The organism is Streptomyces sp. NPDC020490 (genome assembly GCF_044335305.1).
Taxonomy (GTDB): domain Bacteria; phylum Actinomycetota; class Actinomycetes; order Streptomycetales; family Streptomycetaceae; genus Streptomyces.
Window position 1 is genome coordinate 63,915 of record NZ_JBIRUY010000025.1, and the last position, 17,281, is coordinate 81,195.

Here is a 17,281-nt window from a genome sequence, read left to right on the forward strand (position 1 = left end):
TGGCCCACCCGCGGGCCCGGCGGCGCGCCCCCCCCCCGGGCCGGGCCGGCGCCCCCCCCCCCCCCCCACCCCCCCCCCCCCCCCCGGGGGGGGGCGGGCCCCCCCCCCCCCCCCCCCCACGCAGGTCTTCGCGTCCCACGGTGATGCCCGGCGGAGCGTGCAACCAGATCCGGACCGGCAGGGACGAATACTGCGCAGCGAGGACGACTCGCTCGTGCAATGGCCCGGCGATGACGAGACCTTCCTCAGCCTGGATCGGGGCAGCCTGGTCAGACAGACTCAGTTCACCGCAACCGGCGGATCCGGAGGTCATGCTCGCGGCGCTCACCTCGGGTGCCACGCCCTTCGAACTCGCCTCCTTCATGAGCATTCATCGGGAGTGGGCACGCGGGGACGATCCCTATCGGTCCCACAGCTTCGGCGGGCTCCATTGCTCGCATGGCCGGCTCTGCGGTTTCCGTGGGGCCGGGCACGACCGGCTGGTCTCCCGCCGGTGGCTGGATTTCGGCCCCTGGCGTGTGCTGCGCGGACCGGGAGACGTCACCCCCGTCCAGTTCCACGATGTGCGGGCGGATCCGGCCACGGCGCTCGAGCAGGCCCGGGCCGGGCATCCGCTGCTGGAGGACATCACTCCGGTCAGCGGCCTCATGTCCGAGATGCTCGTGATCACCATGACCTCAAGGGTGTCTACGACGCCGACGGCCGATGCCCGCGCATCATCGTCCACGGACGGGACGTCTCACCGGGCGAGATGCTGGATGCCTGTGTGGCGCGCCGGACCCAGGCGCTGGGGCCGGACAGGCCCGTCGAGCGCGTGGCGTACGTGTTCATGGACGCTGAGGCGGCGCACGCGCATCTGCACGCCCTGTGGCTGCGGGAACTGGAATGCTGGACGATCGAGCAGGGCGACGAGATCAGGCTGGACACCGACCATCACGCCGTTCCGGTCAAGCCCGACTGGGTGAAGGAAGGGGAATCCGCTTCCGACGGTGCCGACGTGCCGGCGCCGGCTACGTCCGACGGTTCCGGCACGTAGCGGCCACGCCGAACAGCCGCCGACGCAGAACGCCCGGCCGGGTAATCCCGGCCGGGCGCCTGCATGAACTGCTCGCGGCCTGATCGACACGACCACGTCCTGCGACGGCTCCTGGACGCCCGTGAAGGCGGGGCGGCCCTTTCCGACGCCTTCGGCCGGGAGGCCCTGTGCGGGCCCTGTGGAGCCTGCGGCTCCGCCGCGGGGGCGCGACCGGACAGTGCCGTACCCGCGCTCACCCATGGCGGCGAAGCCGGACGCCGCTGCGGTGGACCGGCGCCACCAGGCGGAGTGCTTACTTGCCCTTGGCGGCTTCCTTGAGCTTGGAGCCCGCGGAGACCTTCACGCTGTAACCGGCCGGGATCTGGATCGGGTCGCCGGTCTGCGGGTTGCGCGCGGTGCGAGCGGCACGGTGGGTGCGCTCGAAGGTCAGGAAGCCGGGGATGGTGACCTTCTCGTCGCCCTTGGCGACGATCTCGCCGACGGTCTCGGCGAACGCGGCCAGAACGGCGTCGGCGTCCTTGCGGGTCACCTCGGCGCGGTCGGCCAGCGCGGCCACCAGCTCACTGCGGTTCATGTTCTTACTCCCGTGTTCTTCTTGCCGTTGAGGCGTGCCACGCGGCGGAGCCGCATGTCAGGCGCTGTGAAAGCCGATGCGCTCGCGCCCAGGGACGCATCCTGCCCCTACCTGCGGCGGGAAAGCCAATCCGGCACCCGTAGGAGTCGTGCAACCACCCTGGGGAGTCACACGGAAAGGCTCGCGCGTGCCCGCAACCCTAGAGTGCGGCCGTCGGGCCCCGGTTCCGCGACGCGCCGGGGCACGTCTCGGGTGGCGATACTCACAGCTCCGGCACCGTACGGCACGCCTACGACACGGCGGTCGCCGCCTTCGCCGCCTCCCGCACCGCGCCGGCCACGGCACCCGCGACCTTGTCGTTGAAGACGCTCGGAATGATGTAGTTGGGGTTCAGCTCGTCCTCGGTCACCACCTCCGCCAGCGCGGTCGCGGCCGCCAGCATCATCTCCGTGTTGACCGTGCGGGACTGGGCGTCCAGCAGGCCGCGGAAGACACCCGGGAAGACCAGCACGTTGTTGATCTGGTTGGGGAAGTCGGAGCGTCCGGTGGCCACGACGGCCGCGGTCTGCCGGGCGACCGCCGGGTCGATCTCGGGGTCCGGGTTCGCGAGCGCGAACACGATCGCGTCGTCGGCCATCGCGGCCACGTCGCCGCCGTCGAGGACGTTCGGGGCGGAGACGCCGATGAACACGTCGGCGCCGCGCACCGCTTCCTTCAGGGTGCCGGTCAGGCCCTCGGGGTTGGTGTTGTCGGCGATCCAGCGCAGCGGCGAGTCGGCGGCGGCCCGGACCAGGTCCTCCCGGCCGGCGTGCACGACGCCCTGGATGTCGGCGACGACGGCGTTCTTCACGCCCGCGGCGAGCAGCAGCTTCAGGATGGCGGTGCCGGCCGCGCCGGCGCCGGACATCACGACCCGGATGGCCTCGATCGCCTTGCCGGTGCAGCGGAGCGCGTTCTTCAGCGCGGCGAGGACGACGATCGCGGTGCCGTGCTGGTCGTCGTGGAAGACGGGGATGTCGAGCGCCTCGCGCAGCCGGGCCTCGATCTCGAAGCAGCGCGGGGCGGAGATGTCCTCGAGGTTGATGCCGGCGAAGCCCGGGGCGATGGCCTTCACGATCTCGACGATCGCGTCGGAGTCCTGGGTGTCGAGGCAGATCGGCCAGGCGTCGATGCCGGCGAACCGCTTGAAGAGCGCGGCCTTGCCCTCCATGACCGGCAGCGCGGCCTTCGGGCCGATGTTGCCCAGGCCCAGCACGGCCGAGCCGTCGGTCACGACCGCAACGGAGTTGCGCTTGATGGTCAGGCGGCGGGCGTCCTCGGGGTTCTCGGCGATGGCCATGCAGACCCGGGCCACGCCGGGCGTGTAGATCATGGACAGGTCGTCGCGGTTGCGGATCGGGTGCTTCGACGCCATCTCGATCTTGCCGCCGAGGTGCATGAGGAAGGTACGGTCCGAGACCTTGCCGAGCGTGACGCCCTCGATGCCGCGCAGCTCCTCGACGATCTCCTCGGCGTGCGCGGTGGAGGTGGCCGCGATGGTGACGTCGATGCGCAGCTTCTCGTGGCCGGACGCGGTCACGTCGAGGCCGGTCACCGAGCCTCCGGAAGACTCCACGGCGGTGGTGAGCTGCGAGACGGCGGTTCCGCTCGCGGGCACCTCCAGCCGGACCGTCATCGAGTAGGAGACGCTGGGCGCCGTTGCCATGACCGACTTCCTCTGCTTTCACCGGGTGACGCTGTATGCCGTCCGATCGTCGCACCTACTGCCGAGTAGGCGTTAGCGGGACGGGATTGCGGACGTTTTGTTCACACCGGGGCCCCTGACCGCGGCGGGAGAACGGGAGAACGGGAAGAGGTCCGCGCCGGAGTGGACGCGGACCTCTTCCGTGGTCAATGACACCGACCCGCCATGCTCGCCTCGCGGCAAGTGGTCGCTCGCAGCGACAAAGGTTGGGCCCGGGGGCTTGGATCGGGCCGGTGCCACACCCAGGCTAACAAACGGATCCCGGATGGCCATTCCCGTACGGCGAGTTCCTTCTCTCAGTCCCTCGGCGGACCTCTCGGTCGGCCAGGGGACCTCTCCGTCCCTCGGCGGACCTCTCGGTCGGCCAGGGGACCTCTCCGTCCCTCGGCGGACCTCTCGGTCGGTCAGCGGATCGTCAGTCCCTCAGCAGATCCGGGATCCCGGACGCGTCCGGCTCGTCCCGCTCGCCCGAGACGACCGTCAGCTGCTGGGTCGCCCGGGTCAGGGCGACGTACAGCACCCGCAGGCCGGCCGGCGACTCGTCGGCGATCTCCGCCGGGGAGACGACGACCGTCGCGTCGTACTCCAGGCCCTTGGCCTCCAGGCTGCCGAGCGGCACCACCCTCCCCCAGTCTCGGCTGCGCTCGTCCGGGGGGACCCCCATGCCCAGCCCGGTGAGCCAGCGGGCCGCCTCCGCGCGCCGGTTCATGGCGACCACGACGCCCACCGTGCCGTCGACGAGGTCCAGCAGCCGGGCGGCCTCGGCGCGGACCGTCTCGCCCAGCGACTCGCCCGCCACGGTGAAACGGGGCCGCACGCCCGTGGAGCGGACGGCGGACGGGGCCTCCGTTCCCGGCATGGCGAGGGCCAGCACCTTGGCCGCCAGCTCGGCGATCTCGGAGGGGTTGCGGTAGTTCACGGTGAGCCGGAAGCGGCGGCGCGGACGGGTGCCGAGGGCCTCGTCGCGGGCCTCGGCGGCCTCGTCGACGTCCGACCAGGACGACTGCGCCGGGTCGCCGACGACCGTCCAGGTGGCGTGCCGGCCGCGGCGGCCGACCATGCGCCACTGCATCGGCGTGAGGTCCTGGGCCTCGTCGACGATGACGTGCGCGTACTCGGTGCGCTCCTGCGCCAGCCGCTCGGCCCGCTCGCGCTGCGACTCCTCGCGGACCGGCATCAGCTCCTCCAGCCCGGTCAGCTGGTCCAGCGGGTCCAGCTCGCGCCGGCGCTTAGGGCGGGCCGGGACGCCGAGGATCGCGTGCAGCTCGTCCAGCAGGGCGATGTCGTGCGCGGTGCGGCCCTCGCGCCGGAGCGAACGGGCGACCCTGCGGACCTCGCCGGGGTTGAGGACGCGTCGGGCCCAGCGGCCGAGCCGCCTCTCGTCCGCCATCGCCTCCAGCACGTCGCCCGGCGTCAGCTCGGGCCACCAGGCGTCGAGGAACTCGGTGAAGGAGTCCTCGGAGGTGATGTCCTCGTCGAAGGAGGAGCGCAGCTCGGCGGCCAGCTCCGGGTCGGTGTGCCGGGTGCCGGCGCCGGACCGCTCCCACAGCGCGTCGAGGAGCAGCCGGCGGGCGCGCGGGCGCAGCAGGTTGACGGGGGCGGTGCCGCCGAGGGCGGTGCGCCGGACGTGGTCGAGCTCCGCGGCCTCCAGTTCCAGCCGGCGGCCGAAGGCGACCACCCGGAGCCGGTCCGGTGAACCGTTCAGTTCCAGGGCTCCGCGCGCGGCCTTGCGCAGCACCTTGAGCATGCGGGACGAGCCCTTGGCGCGGGCCACGGCCGGGGAGTCGTACAGCGTGGCCTCGGCGCCGTCGACGAGTGAGCCGACCGCCCGGATGGCGACCTGGCCCTCCTCGCCGAGGGAGGGCAGCACGCCCTCGGTGTACGCCACCAGCAGCGGGGTCGGGGAGACGATCAGGATGCCGCCCGCGTAGCGGCGCCGGTCCTGGTAGAGGAGGTAGGCGGCGCGGTGCAGGGCGACCGCCGTCTTGCCGGTGCCGGGGCCGCCCTCGACGTAGGTGACGGAGGCGGCGGGGGCGCGGATGACCAGGTCCTGCTCGGCCTGGATGGAGGCGACGATGTCCCGCATGGTGTGGCTGCGGGCCCGGCCGAGGGCGGCCATGAGGGCGCCGTCGCCGATGACGGGCAGCTCGCGGCCGTCGAGGAAGGCCGTCAGCTCGGGGCGCATGAGGTCGTCCTCGACGCCGAGCACCTTGCGGCCCTTGGAGCGGATGACGCGGCGCCGGACGACCCGCCCGGGGTCGACCGGGGTGGAGCGGTAGAAGGGGGCCGCGGCCGGGGCCCGCCAGTCGATGACCAGCGGGGAGTAGTCCTGGTCGAGGACGCCGATCCGGCCGATGTGCAGGGTCTCGGCGATGTCGGCGGTGTTGTCGGCCCGCACCGCGCCCTCGGCGGGCTCGACGGCGGTGTAGGCGCCGTCCGGGCCCTTCTTGCCGTCCTTGCCGAGCAGCAGGTCGATGCGGCCGAAGAGGAAGTCCTCGAACTCGCTGTTGAGCCGGTTGAGGTGGATCCCCGCCCGGAAGACCTGGGCGTCCCGCTCGGCGAGCGCGCCGGGGGTGCCCACCTGGCCGCGCTTGGCCGCGTCGTTCATCAGGAACTCGGCTTCGTGGATCTTCTCCTCGAGGCGCCGGTACACCCGGTCCAGGTGTTCCTGTTCGATGTCGATCTCTCGGTCACGCACCGAGTCGTGGGCGGAGTCGTGAACCGAGCCGACCGCGGATTCTTGAGCCTGAGCGGCCACCGGGCCCCCTTCTGACGTGCTGGGCAGCCGTCAACCGTACGCGAAGGGGGCCGGTGGAAGCTACGGGGAGGGGCGGCATCGCCGGCCGGCGGTTCCTCACGCTCACCCGGGGGCGAGGGCCGCCGGTCTCCCGCGGCCGCGGCGCGCACCGTCGGCGGGCGGCCGGCGGCACGCACGGCACCGTCCACGGCGGGCGGGCGGCACGCACGGCACCGTCCACGGCACCGCGTGCCGGCCGCCCGATCCGCAGGACGGGCCCTACGCGTCGACCGCGACGAGCTTCTTGCCGTCGAAGGTCATGACCTCGAAGTGGTCGATCTGGTTCGGGGTGAAGGCCGCGCCGCCGTGGACGTAGAGCGGGTTGCGGGCCTGTTCCGTCTGGGCGTCCTGGATGCCGTAGCCCCAGTTGGGGACGGACCAGGAGGTCACCGTCTCGCGCTCGCCGTTCTTGCCGACGGCGATCAGGGAGCACTTGAGCGGTCCCTTGACGTTCTTCAACTGCAGGACGGCGTGGGTGCCCCAGTCCTTCTTCTCCATCGCGACCGTCGCGCTGACGTGCGTGCTCGGGTCGGTCGCCGAGACCCGGTCGCCCATGGACTGGAACGCCGCCTGGGCGGGGCCCGCGGCCTGGGTGCCGGTGTCGTTCGAGTCTCCGGTGGCCGCGAGCACCGCGAGCGGACCTCCGGCGATCAGCGCGACCGACGCGGCGAGCGCGAAGAAGTTGCGCCGGGTCCTGGTCTTGCGGCGCACCACGACCTCGTCGACGAGCTTCTCCGCGAGCCGTGGGCTGGGCTTGGCGGACAGCGACTCGCCGATCGCGGGCGAGCCGGAGCCCGGCAGGTCCGCGAGGGCGGCCAGCATCGGCTCCATCCCCGCGAGTTCGTCGAGTTGCTGGGCGCACCATTCGCAGCCGGCGAGGTGCGCCTCGAAAGCGGTCGCCTCGGCGTCGTCGAGGATGCCGAGGGCGTAGGCGCCGACTGTCTCATGCTCGTTCGGCACCGGAGATCCCTGCATAGGGCCAGACATACCCGTACCGCTCGCTCCGAATCCCCCGTAAACACTCATCACGCCGTCACCCCCCGCTCCTCCAGCGCCAGCTTCATCGAACGCAGGGCGTAGAACACCCGGGACCGGACGGTGCCGCTCGGTATGCCCAGTGTCTCGGCCGCCTCATTGACGGTACGCCCCTTGAAGTACGTCTCGACGAGCACTTCCCGGTGGGCCGGGGTCAGGTCGTCGAGCGCGTCGGACAACGTCATCAGCCACAGCGCCTTGTCGATCTCGTCCTCCGCGGGGATGACCTCCAGCGGCGACGGATCGACCTCCTGCGGCCGGGCCTGCCGGCTGCGGTGGCCGTCGATGACGATGCGCCGTGCGACCGTCACCAGCCAGGGGCGTACCGATCCGGTCGCCCTGTTGAGCTGACCGGCGTTCTTCCAGGCACGGATGAGTGTTTCCTGGACCACGTCCTCGGCGCGCTGCCGGTCTCCGGCGACCAGGCGCAGCACGTATGCGAGCAAGGGTCCGGCGTGCTCCCTGTACAGGGCACGCATCAGCTCCTCGTCAGGTTCCGAGGGCTGGGACATGCGATGTCGGGCCCTCGATCCACGTTCATTGGCCACGGCCGCATCCTTGCGCACGCCCACCTCCGGTGTCCGGGGGTTCCCCCAGTCGGTCGCTCGTGCACGGGTACGTAGGGGCTGCGCGGGCTGTTCAAAGAGAGGCGACAGTTTTCTGGCGGGTGATGCGACGAGAGGGACAAGGAAGCACATTCTCGCCGCTCGACCTTCACATTTCCGCCACATCGACAGGGTCGAGCCGGCGGGAGCCGGGCGGCCCCGCGACCGCACAGGTAAACGCGATGTAACAGACATCACATCAACAGCCGCGGCGCAGAAGCCGCATAACGGCCGGTCAGAAGTCTCGCCGGGGAAGGTCAGGAACGGGTGAGCGCCGCGCGCCGCCGGTGCCGGGCCACCCTCTCGCGGTTCCCGCAGACCTCGCTGGAGCACCAGCGCCTCCTGCGGCCCCGGGACGAATCCAGGTAGACGATCGGGCAGTTGTCGCCCTCGCACTGGCGCAACCGGGCCCGCGCGACGGGGTCCGTCAGCAGCTCCACGGCATCCCGGGCGACCGCGCCGAGCAGCTGCGCGCACTCGGGCGGCCCGTCCAACTCCCGTACGAGCACGCCGTCCCGGCCCGGTACGGCGCGCGGGGCCGGGGGTGCCGTACGCGCGATCTCGTTGACCCGGCCGAGCGCGGCGCCGGGCGCCGGGCGGGGCTCGGGCGCCAGGCCGGCCTGCACCAACCGGCTGATCTCCACCCGCAGTTCACGGAAGGCGGTCAGCCAGCCGGTGTCGGCGTGTGCCAACGGCGTGCCGGGCGGCACCAGTCCCGCTCCGGCGATCCAGGCGCGCAGCGCGTCGAGGGAGTCGAACCGTTCCTCGGGGTGGGTGGTCGCGAGCAGATCGAGGCAGATCCGCCCGGCGTCGAACCGCAGCTCGTACGGGGCCGTGGCCGTACCCAGTGCCATGTGCCTGTCACCGCCTCGGGGTCACCCCGGCCGCGCGGGGGCCGGTGGACGCCAGTGAAGGGGCCGGGAAACCGTCTCCCTCCTACAGTGCCCCTCCCCTCACACCGCCGGAACCCCTCGTACCGGCGAGGGACCGACGAGGGCTCGGCGGGGACCGGCGGGGACCGGCGGGGACCGGCGAGAGGCTGGTGGGGACCGGCGGGGACCGGCGAGAGGCTGGTGGGGACCGGCGAGGAACCGGCGAGGAACCGGCCAGGGCGCGCGGGGCCGCTCGGAGGGACGGCCGCGGCGGCCCGGCCGGGGTCACACGTCGCCGTACTTCGCGTCGGCGGCCGGGTCCAGCGCCAGCCGGTAGCCCCGCTTCACCACCGTCTGGATCAGCTTCGGCGCCCCGAGAGCCGTCCGCAGCCGGGCCATCGCCGTCTCCACCGCGTGCTCGTCGCGCCCGGCGCCCGGCAGCGCCCGCAACAGCTCCGACCGCGCCACCACCCACCCCGGCCGCCGTGCCAGCGCCCGCAGCAGCGACATCCCGGCCGGCGGCACCGGCCTCAGCTCGCCGTCGACCAGCACGGCGTGCCCGCGGATCTCCACCCGGTGCCCGGCGACCGGCAGGGCCCGTGCCCGGCCGGGCAGTTCCAGGCACAGCAGCTGCACCAGCGGGCCGAGCCGGAACCGCTCCGGCTGGACGGTGTCGATGCCGCGGGACTGCAACGGCAGCGCGGTGACCGGGCCGACGCAGGCCGGCAGCACGTCATGGCGGAGGGCGTCGGTCAGCTCCGGCAGCAGCCCGCGCTCCTCGGCCCGCGACAGCAGCGAGGCCGCCGCCGGGGCACTGGTGAAGGTGAGCGCGTCGAGGCCGCGGGAGACGGCGGCGTCCAGCAGCCGGTCCACCGGCCCGATGTCCTCCGGCGGCATCCACCGGTACACCGGGACCCCGACGACCTCCGCTCCCCCGGCCCGCAGCGACTCCACGAACCCGGGCAGCGGCTCGCCGTGCAGCTGCACGGCGACGCGGCGCCCGTCGACCCCTTCCTCCAGCAGCCGGTCGAGCACCTCCGCCATGGACTCGCTGGACGGCGACCACTCCTCGGTCAGCCCGGCCGCGCGGACGGCGCCCTTCACCTTGGGCCCGCGGGCGAGCAGTTCGACCTCCCGCAGCCGCCGCAGGAGCGGCTCGCCCAGGCCCCAGCCCTCGGCGGCCTCCACCCAGCCGCGGAAGCCGATCGCGGTGGTGGCCACCACGACGTCCGGCGCCCGGTCGATCAGGTCCTTCGTCGCCGCCAGCAGTTCGCTGTCGTCGGCGAGCGGCACGATGCGCAGGGCGGGCGCGTGCAGGACGGCGGCTCCCCGGCGCCGCAGCAGCGCCCCCAGTTCGTCGGCGCGGCGCGCGGCCGTCACACCCACGGTGAAGCCCGCCAGGGGGCCGTGGTCCGGTCGCTGCTGTTCGTCGTACATGGCTCTCGTCCCGAACTCGAGTCGTCGTGCAGGCGATGGTCGCGGATCCTGCATACCGAACGAGCCTGTCAACGGTGCGTGACAGGCTCGGTTCGGCTTGATGTCGCCGGTGTTACGTCACACCTCGGCGTAGCTGAGCTGCGGCTTCGTCTCTGTGGCAGCGGTGGAGGGCGTCGCGGCGGCCGAGCGGCGAAGGTATACGGCCCAGGTCACCGCGAAGCAGAGGGCGTAGCAGGCCAGGAAGGCGACGAACGCGCCGGTGCCGGAGCCGTAGGAGAGGAAGGACTGGCGAAAGGCGAGGTTGATGCCGACGCCGCCGAGCGCGCCGACCGCGCCGATGAGCCCCATGGACGCCCCGGACAGCCGCCGCCCGTACGCGGCCGCCGCCTCGCCCTGAAGCCCCTTGGCGAGGGCCTTGGTCTGGAAGATGCCGGGGATCATCTTGTACGTGGAGCCGTTGCCGAGGCCGGTGAGCACGAACAGGACCACGAACGCGGCGGTGAACAGCGCCAGCGACTTCTCCATCGAGGCGACGATCAGCACCGCGGTCGCGGCGCCCATGGCGACGAAGTTGTACAGGGTGATCTTCGCGCCGCCGTACCGGTCGGCGAGCCGGCCGCCCACCGGCCGGATCAGCGAGCCGAGCAGCGGGCCGATGAAGGTGACGTAGGCGGCCTGCAGCGGGGTACGCCCGAACTGGTTGGTGAGCACCTGCCCGAAGGCGAAGGAGTACCCGATGAACGACCCGAAGGTGCCGATGTAGAGGAAGGACATGATCCAGGTGTGCGGGTCCTTCGCGGCGTCCCGGGCGGCGCCGGTGTCGTTCCTGACGTTCTCGATGTTGTCCATGAAGCGGGCGGCGAGGACGGCGGCGACGACGATCAGCGGGATGTAGATCCCGAGCAGCACGCGCGGCCCGCCGCTCGCGCCGATGATGGCGAGCGCGGCCAACTGGATGACCGGCACGCCGATGTTGCCGCCGCCCGCGTTGAGCCCGAGCGCCCACCCCTTCTTCCTCAGCGGGAAGAAGGCGTTGATGTTGGTCATGGAGGAGGCGAAGTTGCCGCCGCCGACGCCGGCGAGCAGGCCGACGAGCAGGAAGGTGGAGAAGGAGGTCCCCGGCTCCATGACGACGAAGGCGGCGATGGTCGGGACGAGCAGCAGACTGGCCGAGACGACGGTCCAGTTGCGGCCGCCGAAGATCGCGACGGCGAAGGTGTAGGGGACCCGGACAGCGGCCCCGACCAGCGTCACCATCGAGGTGAGCAGGAACTTGTCGGCGGGGGTCAGCCCGTACTCCGGGCCCATGAAGAGCACCAGCACGGACCACAGGGTCCACACGGAGAACCCGATGTGCTCGGACAGGACGGAGAAGAGGAGGTTGCGCTTGGCGATCTTCTCCCCGGTCTCGTTCCAGAAGGTCTCGTTCTCCGGATCCCAGTGCTGGATCCAGCGGCCGCCCCTGCTCGGTGCTGTCATGACGCCTCCACGGTGCGCTTCGGGCTCGGTGGTTCCCGAAGGTAGGGAGAGCGCGTTTCCGCCCTGTGGCACCGGGTGACCGCGAAGGAACGTTGCTCTCACCCCGCGCGGGGGCGGGATGAGAGGTCACGGGGGGGCGCGCCTGCTCGGGATCTCGGCTGGCCAGCGCATAATCCCGAACCGCAAGGGCCCCACTGACCTCGGGCAGCGACCCCCCAGCGCTCGCGTTCCAGCCGCGCCCGATAACGCGAGGGGGCCCCTCACTCTGGCCGCCCAACAGCGACGTCACGAGAAGAGATTCCGCTGGTTTGCAAAACGCGGGCGAACCTGGCCTCTGAACTGCCCTTTTCATCCAGGGACTCCCTCAAGTACTCACTGGAAACCATCGCTCTCGTGAGAGAGTTGACGTTCTACCAAATTGACGTACTCTCATGCGTACTGGCGCTCGTCATGAGGGAGGGGCAATGTCAGAACACGAGGGAACGCCACGTTCACTGCGCATCAGCTTCGAGTTTGAGGTGCCGCGCGGCCTGAAGGGGGTCAACATCCCTGGGACCAGCGTTCAAAAGGCACTCGACACCATGGCCGACCGCATCATCGGCCTTTCCGAGAGCCTGTTCCCTTGGGCCGGGAAAGTCGCCGTCCGCAAGCAGTGGGTCTACCACTGGACGGACTACGAAGAGACCATCAAGCTCCCGGCCAACGACAAGAACACCCCGAAGTAGAACCACAGATGAGAAGGCATGGCCCGTCGTACATCGACGGGCCACAGCCCTATCCCCACGTCGGAGGATGGGGACCGATGCCCGGCCCGGTACCGCACCGGCGAAGGGCCGCCCGGGGGATCCGGGCGGCCCTTGATGTGGTGCCGGAGCTCGCGGACGCGAGCGGGGCCGTCAGGAGCGGTGCGTGCCGGGGTTGGGCTGTGGGCGCTTGTTGCGGTGGCCGTCCGGCCACAGGCGGGGGCTGCGCTTCGCGGCGATGTCCTCGATCCAGCCGAAGGCCAGGATGACCAGGCCGATCAGCGGCCAGACCAGGAAGAACATCCACAGCATGTAGGTGGAGTCGAGGGCCGCCACCGCTCGGTCGCTCTGCATGAACGGCAGGTTGTACGCCTGGTCGATGATCGGGACCGTGGCCATGATCAGCATGTTGTGCCACAGGTAGATGGTGACCGCGCGGTTGTTGGACAGCGTCACCAGCTTGTCCCACCTGGCCAGCTTGCCCGGCAGTTCCTGCCACGACGGGGAGTACTGGAGCAGGATCACCACGAAGCCGAAGGACCAGGTCGCCTGGGCCAGCGGGATGTCGTTGAGGTCCCAGCCGTCGGGGCCCAGGTGGCCGGAGGCCCACCACAGGCCGAAGGCCATGATCAGCGCCGAGCAGGAGATGGCGATGTAGCGCGGGACGCGCTGCAGGACGCCCTCGTGGTGGGCGAAGCCCAGGACCCAGCAGCCGCCGAAGACCGCGAAGTCGCTGACCGCGTTGCCGGTCTCGCCGGGGATGGTCACCAGGCCCGTGCCGACGATCGCGGTCAGGCCCAGCGGGGCCAGCAGCGTCGGCCACGGCGCCTTGCGGAACGCCCACAGCAGCAGCGGGGAGGCCACCACGAACCACAGGTAGGCGCGCAGGTACCACAGCGGGCCGCACGCCTGGACCGCCCAGGTGTCCTCCAGCAGGCCCGACTTGGAGCCGATGTGCCAGGGGAAGGGCGGGGCGCCGATCGGGATCACGTAGTTGACCAGGTCGACGAGGCCCCAGGTGCCGCCGTGGTCGGGGTCCTTCACCGGGTTCCAGCCGCCCGCGAACATCAGCGCCAGCGCCACCGCGCTGAACGCCCACAGCGGAGGCAGCAGGCGCCGGACGCGGCTCTTGATCACGCTCACCGCGGGGCGGTTCAGGGACCGCGCCATCAGCGAGCCGGCCAGCGCGAACATCACGCCCATGGAGGGGAACAGCACCGTCAGCCAGGCCCAGCCGAACAGGTGGTAGACCACCACGCGGACCAGGGCGATGGAGCGCAGCAGGTCCAGGTAGCGGTCACGGCCGGGCTTCTTCGGCGCGGGCGCGGTCTCGGGCGCGGCCGCGGTGTCGGGGACGGGCACGGTGTCGGGGCCGGCGGCGGGCGCCGCCTGCGCGGTCCGCGCCTGCGGGAAGCCGTAGGACGGCGTCGACTCCGGGGTTCCGGTCGTGTATCCGTGGGTCATGCCACGGGCCTCCGATCACTGCTGCTGGTCGCGGTCCGCCGGCGTGGCACCGGGCCTCCCGGCGCCTCGACGACGCCCGTGCGCCGCAGCTTCTGCCAGCGCAGGCGGCCGCCGGTGAGCGCCGTGATCCAGGACTGGAGCAGCACGACGTACATGAGCTGGCGGTAGAGGATCTGCTGCAGGGGCAGCGAGATGAGGTGGGTCATGCGCTCCTTGTCGAGACGGAACGCGTAGGCGGCGCACACGGCCTGGATCGCCAGGACGCCCAGCCACGCCACGACCGTCTTCTGCGTCGGGCCGAACACCACGCCGTACAGCAGGAACACGTCGATCAGCGGGGCCAGCAGCGGCGCCACCACCATGAACAGCGAGACCAGGGGCAGGCCCACGCGGCCGAAGCGGCCCGACGGGCCCCGCTCCACCAGCGCCTTGCGGTGCTTCCAGATGGCCTGCATGGTGCCGTACGACCAGCGGTAGCGCTGGGACCACAGCTGCTGCACGGACTCCGGGGCCTCGGTCCACGCCCGCGCCTTCTCGGCGTAGACGACCCGCCAGCCGTCGCGGTGCATCGCCATGGTGATGTCGGTGTCCTCGGCGAGCGTGTCGTCGCTCATGCCGCCCACCCGCTCCAGGGCCGACCTGCGGAAGGCCCCGACGGCGCCGGGGATCGTCGGCATGCAGCGCAGGATGTCGTACATGCGGCGGTCGAGGTTGAAGCCCATCACGTACTCGATGTGCTGCCAGGCGCCGATGAGCGAGTCGCGGTTGCCGACCTTGGCGTTGCCGGCGACGGCGCCGACCTTGGGGTCACCGAAGGGCTGCACCAGCTCGCGGACGGTGGACGGTTCGAAGACCGTGTCGCCGTCCATCATCACGATGATGTCGTGGCGGGCGTTGGCCAGGCCCCGGTTGAGGGCGGCCGGCTTGCCCGCGTTGAGCTGCCGGACGACGCGGACGCCTGGCAGGCCCATCGCCTCCACGATCCGCGCGGTGCCGTCGCTGGAGCCGTCGTCGATGACGATGACCTCGATCGGGTGCTCGCTCGCCATCAGCGAGCGGACCGTGTTCTCGATGCACTTCGCCTCGTTGTACGCGGGCACCAGCACCGACACCGGTTCGGTCACCGGCGGTCCCCAGCTGAAGCGCCGGCGGCGCACCCGGCGGGCGTGGACGCCGGAGAGCAGGAGCATCAGCACGAAGCGGGAGATGACCAGGGCGCCGATCACCGCGAGGCCGACGACGAGCACGCCGGTGATGTTGTCCGAGGCGCTGACCAGGAAGATCCACGCCTTGCCCTTGAGCAGGTCCAGTCCGGCGACCTTGGTGTGGGCGCTGGGCGCGCCGAGCGCCTCGGTGAGGTTGTCGAACTGGTAGCCCTGCTCCTGGAGCATGGGCACGAACTTGTCGAGCGCCTGCACGGTCTGGTGGCGGTCGCCGCCGGAGTCGTGCATCAGGACGATGGCGCCCTTGCCGTCCTTGGGCGTGGCGCGGCGGATGATCTCGTCGACGCCGGGCTTCTGCCAGTCCTCACTGTCGGTGTTGTTGACGACCGTGATGTAGCCCTTGGTGCCGATGTACTCGGTGACCGGCCAGGACTTGTCGTCCATGGCGTCGGCGAAGGAGGAGTACGGCGGCCGGAACAGCGAGGTGCGGATGCCGGCGGCGCCGGTGATCGCGAGCTGGTTCTGCGACAGCTCCCAGTCGATGCGCTTCTTGGACTGGAAGGAGAGGTCGGGGTGGTTGAAGGTGTGCAGGCCGACCTCGTGGCCCTCGTCGACCATGCGCTTGACCAGGTCCGGGTAGCGCGAGGCCATGGTGCCGGTGACGAAGAAGACCGCGTGCGCGTGGTGCTCCTTGAGCACGTCCAGGACCTTGGGGGTCCAGGTCGGGTCGGGGCCGTCGTCGAAGGTGAGGACGAGGTGGTGGTCGGACAGCCGCAGGCTGGTGGTGCGGCCGCTGCGGGTGTCGATGACCGGGCCGCCGTCGATGATCTTCTCCGGCACCTTGTCGGCGGCCGCCTCGGGCTGGATGCGGTGGTCGGCGAGGATCTCGCTGTGCACGTAGCCGCGCAGCATGAGCATCGCCATCAGGGCGACGAGCACGAGCATGGGCAGCAGCAGCCGCATGGGCACGCGGCGCCGGGAGCCGTCGGGGGCCTTGTTCGCGGCCCTGCGACGGCGGGAGCGGGATGCCATCAGAGGTGGTACTCCGGGGACGTGGACGGGAGGGCGGGCGTACCCGGTTCCTCGGCGACGGGAGTCGGGGTGCTCGGGCCGGCGGCCACGGCGCCGGTGCCGTTGCCGAGGCCGGTGGTGTCGCCGACGGGTGACTCGGAGGGGGCGGCGGTGGTGCTGCCGCCCGTGCTGGGGCCGGCCGACGGGGTGACCGGGTCGGCCGAGAGCGACGGGACGGGCGGGCTCACGCCGGTCCCCGGCTTCGACGTCGACGTGCTGGCCGACGGCTGCGGGTCCGCGGAGGCCCCCTGCCCGGCGCCCCCGGACGCGCCGGGGGTGACGCCGGCGGCGCCCGGAGAGGCCGTCGCGCCGTCGGTCGTGGTGGCCGACGCGCCGGGTGAGGCGCCGGCGGTGCCGGAGGGGTCCGCGGTGCCGGAGGGCTGCGGCGAGGTGTCGACCTCGTCGGCGGGCTGCTCGTCCTTCTGGCCCGGCACCGGCAGCCAGGGGGCGTCGGAGCTGCCGGAGAGCAGGGTCATGACGATGACGACGGCGTAGACCGCGCAGGCCAGGCCGATGGCCACACCGATGCGGCGGAAGCGGCGGCTGCGGCGGCCGGACTCGTCGACGAAGACGGGCCTGTCGGAGCCGTCGCCACCGGCCGCGCCGCCCTTGGCCCGGCGCAGGCCCATGTCCTGCTGCAGGCTGACGGCGTCCAGTTGGACGGTCACCTCGTGCGGGTCGTGGGTGTGCTCCGTGTCGCCCGGGGTCTGCCAGGGGTCGCGCGGGGCGGCGGGGCCGGTCCCGGGGCGGGCCGAGGAGGGAAGCACGGCGGTGTGGTCGGCGTCGGCGTGCGCGGCGTGCGGGAAGGCGTCGGTCCGCGCGAAGGCGTCGGCGTGCGCGGCGTGCGGGAAGGCGTCGGTCCGCGCGAAGGCGTCGGCGTGCGGGTGGGCGCCGGGGCCGCCGCGCAGCGCCTGCGTGGCGTCGGCGTCTCCCGAGGCGGGGGCTCCCGAAGCGGGTTCTCCGAAGGCGGCGTCGCCGAAGGCCCGGAAGGCGCCGTCGGGGACTCCGGTCGCTCCGGGTTCGGGAAACGCCCGGGTGTCTCCCCCGGTCGCCGGGAGAGCCTGGGCCCCGGATGCCGAACCGGCCCATTCCGGTTGGGCGTCTTCCCGCCACTTCTTCACACGCACGCACAACCCCCCACGGGACAGTTCTGGGTGCGCTTACGACTCGAGCACCCGTCGGCTGAGCCAGGCCCCCACCCGGTTCGAGCGCCCCCTTTACCACACCGTGCTCAGGGCATGAATGTAGCGCACGCGGAGGA

General features: G+C 71.9%; 13 protein-coding genes. 2 read left to right on the plus strand and 11 right to left on the minus strand.

Features of this window, described 5'->3' with window-relative positions; all coding sequences use genetic code 11:
• Positions 1–766 precede the first annotated feature (766 nt).
• Positions 767–1,036, plus strand: a complete 270-nt coding sequence (locus ACH4ZX_RS24925; RefSeq protein ID WP_398276684.1) for a hypothetical protein — start codon at positions 767–769, stop codon at positions 1,034–1,036.
• Between the two features lie 292 nt (positions 1,037–1,328).
• Here ACH4ZX_RS24925 and ACH4ZX_RS24930 read toward each other — a convergent pair whose 3' ends face one another.
• From ACH4ZX_RS24930 to ACH4ZX_RS24965, 8 genes are all read right to left on the minus strand, one after another.
• The gene (locus tag ACH4ZX_RS24930; protein WP_007382399.1) at positions 1,329–1,610 is read right to left on the minus strand and encodes an HU family DNA-binding protein; all 282 of its coding nucleotides are present in this window, start codon (positions 1,608–1,610) and stop codon (positions 1,329–1,331) included.
• A gap of 289 nt (positions 1,611–1,899) precedes the next feature.
• The gene (locus ACH4ZX_RS24935) at positions 1,900–3,315 is read right to left on the minus strand and encodes an NAD-dependent malic enzyme (protein ID WP_398276686.1); all 1,416 of its coding nucleotides are present in this window, start codon (positions 3,313–3,315) and stop codon (positions 1,900–1,902) included.
• A gap of 454 nt (positions 3,316–3,769) precedes the next feature.
• Positions 3,770–6,112: a HelD family protein gene (locus tag ACH4ZX_RS24940; RefSeq protein WP_398276689.1), complete on the minus strand. Its 2,343-nt coding sequence runs from the start codon at positions 6,110–6,112 to the stop codon at positions 3,770–3,772.
• A 258-nt stretch (positions 6,113–6,370) separates the two neighbouring features.
• Entirely contained in the window at positions 6,371–7,177 is an 807-nt protein-coding gene (locus tag ACH4ZX_RS24945; protein ID WP_398276692.1) for an anti-sigma factor family protein, read from the minus strand.
• Positions 7,177–7,698 (minus strand): sigma-70 family RNA polymerase sigma factor, encoded by a 522-nt coding sequence (locus ACH4ZX_RS24950; RefSeq protein WP_010039908.1) that lies wholly within the window; start codon positions 7,696–7,698, stop codon positions 7,177–7,179. The genes ACH4ZX_RS24945 and ACH4ZX_RS24950 overlap by 1 nt, the downstream gene beginning before the upstream one ends.
• A 350-nt stretch (positions 7,699–8,048) precedes the next feature.
• Complete coding sequence (locus ACH4ZX_RS24955) at positions 8,049–8,645, minus strand: CGNR zinc finger domain-containing protein (RefSeq protein WP_398276695.1); 597 nt, start codon at positions 8,643–8,645, stop codon at positions 8,049–8,051.
• Between the two features lie 303 nt (positions 8,646–8,948).
• Positions 8,949–10,100, minus strand: a complete 1,152-nt coding sequence (locus ACH4ZX_RS24960) for a uroporphyrinogen-III synthase (protein WP_398276698.1) — start codon at positions 10,098–10,100, stop codon at positions 8,949–8,951.
• A 117-nt stretch (positions 10,101–10,217) separates the two neighbouring features.
• A complete protein-coding gene (locus ACH4ZX_RS24965; protein ID WP_398276701.1) occupies positions 10,218–11,579 on the minus strand; it encodes a nitrate/nitrite transporter in 1,362 nt (453 codons plus the stop codon).
• Positions 11,580–12,043: 464 nt separating this feature from the next.
• On the opposite strand from ACH4ZX_RS24965, the gene ACH4ZX_RS24970 reads away from it, so the two are divergent.
• Complete coding sequence (locus tag ACH4ZX_RS24970; protein ID WP_398276703.1) at positions 12,044–12,304, plus strand: hypothetical protein; 261 nt, start codon at positions 12,044–12,046, stop codon at positions 12,302–12,304.
• 171 nt (positions 12,305–12,475) lie between these two features.
• Here the strand turns inward: ACH4ZX_RS24970 and ACH4ZX_RS24975 are convergent, their stop codons facing one another.
• Genes ACH4ZX_RS24975 through ACH4ZX_RS24985 form a run of 3 tightly spaced genes read right to left on the minus strand, consistent with a single transcriptional unit; the run spans position 12,476 to position 17,147 of the window.
• A complete protein-coding gene (locus tag ACH4ZX_RS24975) occupies positions 12,476–13,786 on the minus strand; it encodes an acyltransferase (protein WP_398276706.1) in 1,311 nt (436 codons plus the stop codon).
• Entirely contained in the window at positions 13,783–15,981 is a 2,199-nt protein-coding gene (locus ACH4ZX_RS24980; protein ID WP_398276709.1) for a glycosyltransferase, read from the minus strand. Before ACH4ZX_RS24980 ends, ACH4ZX_RS24975 begins: the two co-directional genes overlap by 4 nt.
• A complete protein-coding gene (locus tag ACH4ZX_RS24985) occupies positions 15,981–17,147 on the minus strand; it encodes a hypothetical protein (protein ID WP_398276712.1) in 1,167 nt (388 codons plus the stop codon). Before ACH4ZX_RS24985 ends, ACH4ZX_RS24980 begins: the two co-directional genes overlap by 1 nt.
• Positions 17,148–17,281: the final 134 nt, after the last annotated feature.

Coding starts and splice junctions, on each gene's coding strand:
- ACH4ZX_RS24945 (WP_398276692.1), bottom strand. CDS start 7,177: ATGAGTGTTTACGGGGGATTCGGAGCGAGCGGTACGGGTATGTCTGGC.
- ACH4ZX_RS24960 (WP_398276698.1), bottom strand. CDS start 10,100: ATGTACGACGAACAGCAGCGACCGGACCACGGCCCCCTGGCGGGCTTC.
- ACH4ZX_RS24975 (WP_398276706.1), bottom strand. CDS start 13,786: ATGACCCACGGATACACGACCGGAACCCCGGAGTCGACGCCGTCCTAC.
- ACH4ZX_RS24930 (WP_007382399.1), bottom strand. CDS start 1,610: ATGAACCGCAGTGAGCTGGTGGCCGCGCTGGCCGACCGCGCCGAGGTG.
- ACH4ZX_RS24965 (WP_398276701.1), bottom strand. CDS start 11,579: ATGACAGCACCGAGCAGGGGCGGCCGCTGGATCCAGCACTGGGATCCG.
- ACH4ZX_RS24935 (WP_398276686.1), bottom strand. CDS start 3,315: ATGGCAACGGCGCCCAGCGTCTCCTACTCGATGACGGTCCGGCTGGAG.
- ACH4ZX_RS24980 (WP_398276709.1), bottom strand. CDS start 15,981: ATGGCATCCCGCTCCCGCCGTCGCAGGGCCGCGAACAAGGCCCCCGAC.
- ACH4ZX_RS24955 (WP_398276695.1), bottom strand. CDS start 8,645: ATGGCACTGGGTACGGCCACGGCCCCGTACGAGCTGCGGTTCGACGCC.
- ACH4ZX_RS24970 (WP_398276703.1), top strand. CDS start 12,044: ATGTCAGAACACGAGGGAACGCCACGTTCACTGCGCATCAGCTTCGAG.
- ACH4ZX_RS24950 (WP_010039908.1), bottom strand. CDS start 7,698: ATGTCCCAGCCCTCGGAACCTGACGAGGAGCTGATGCGTGCCCTGTAC.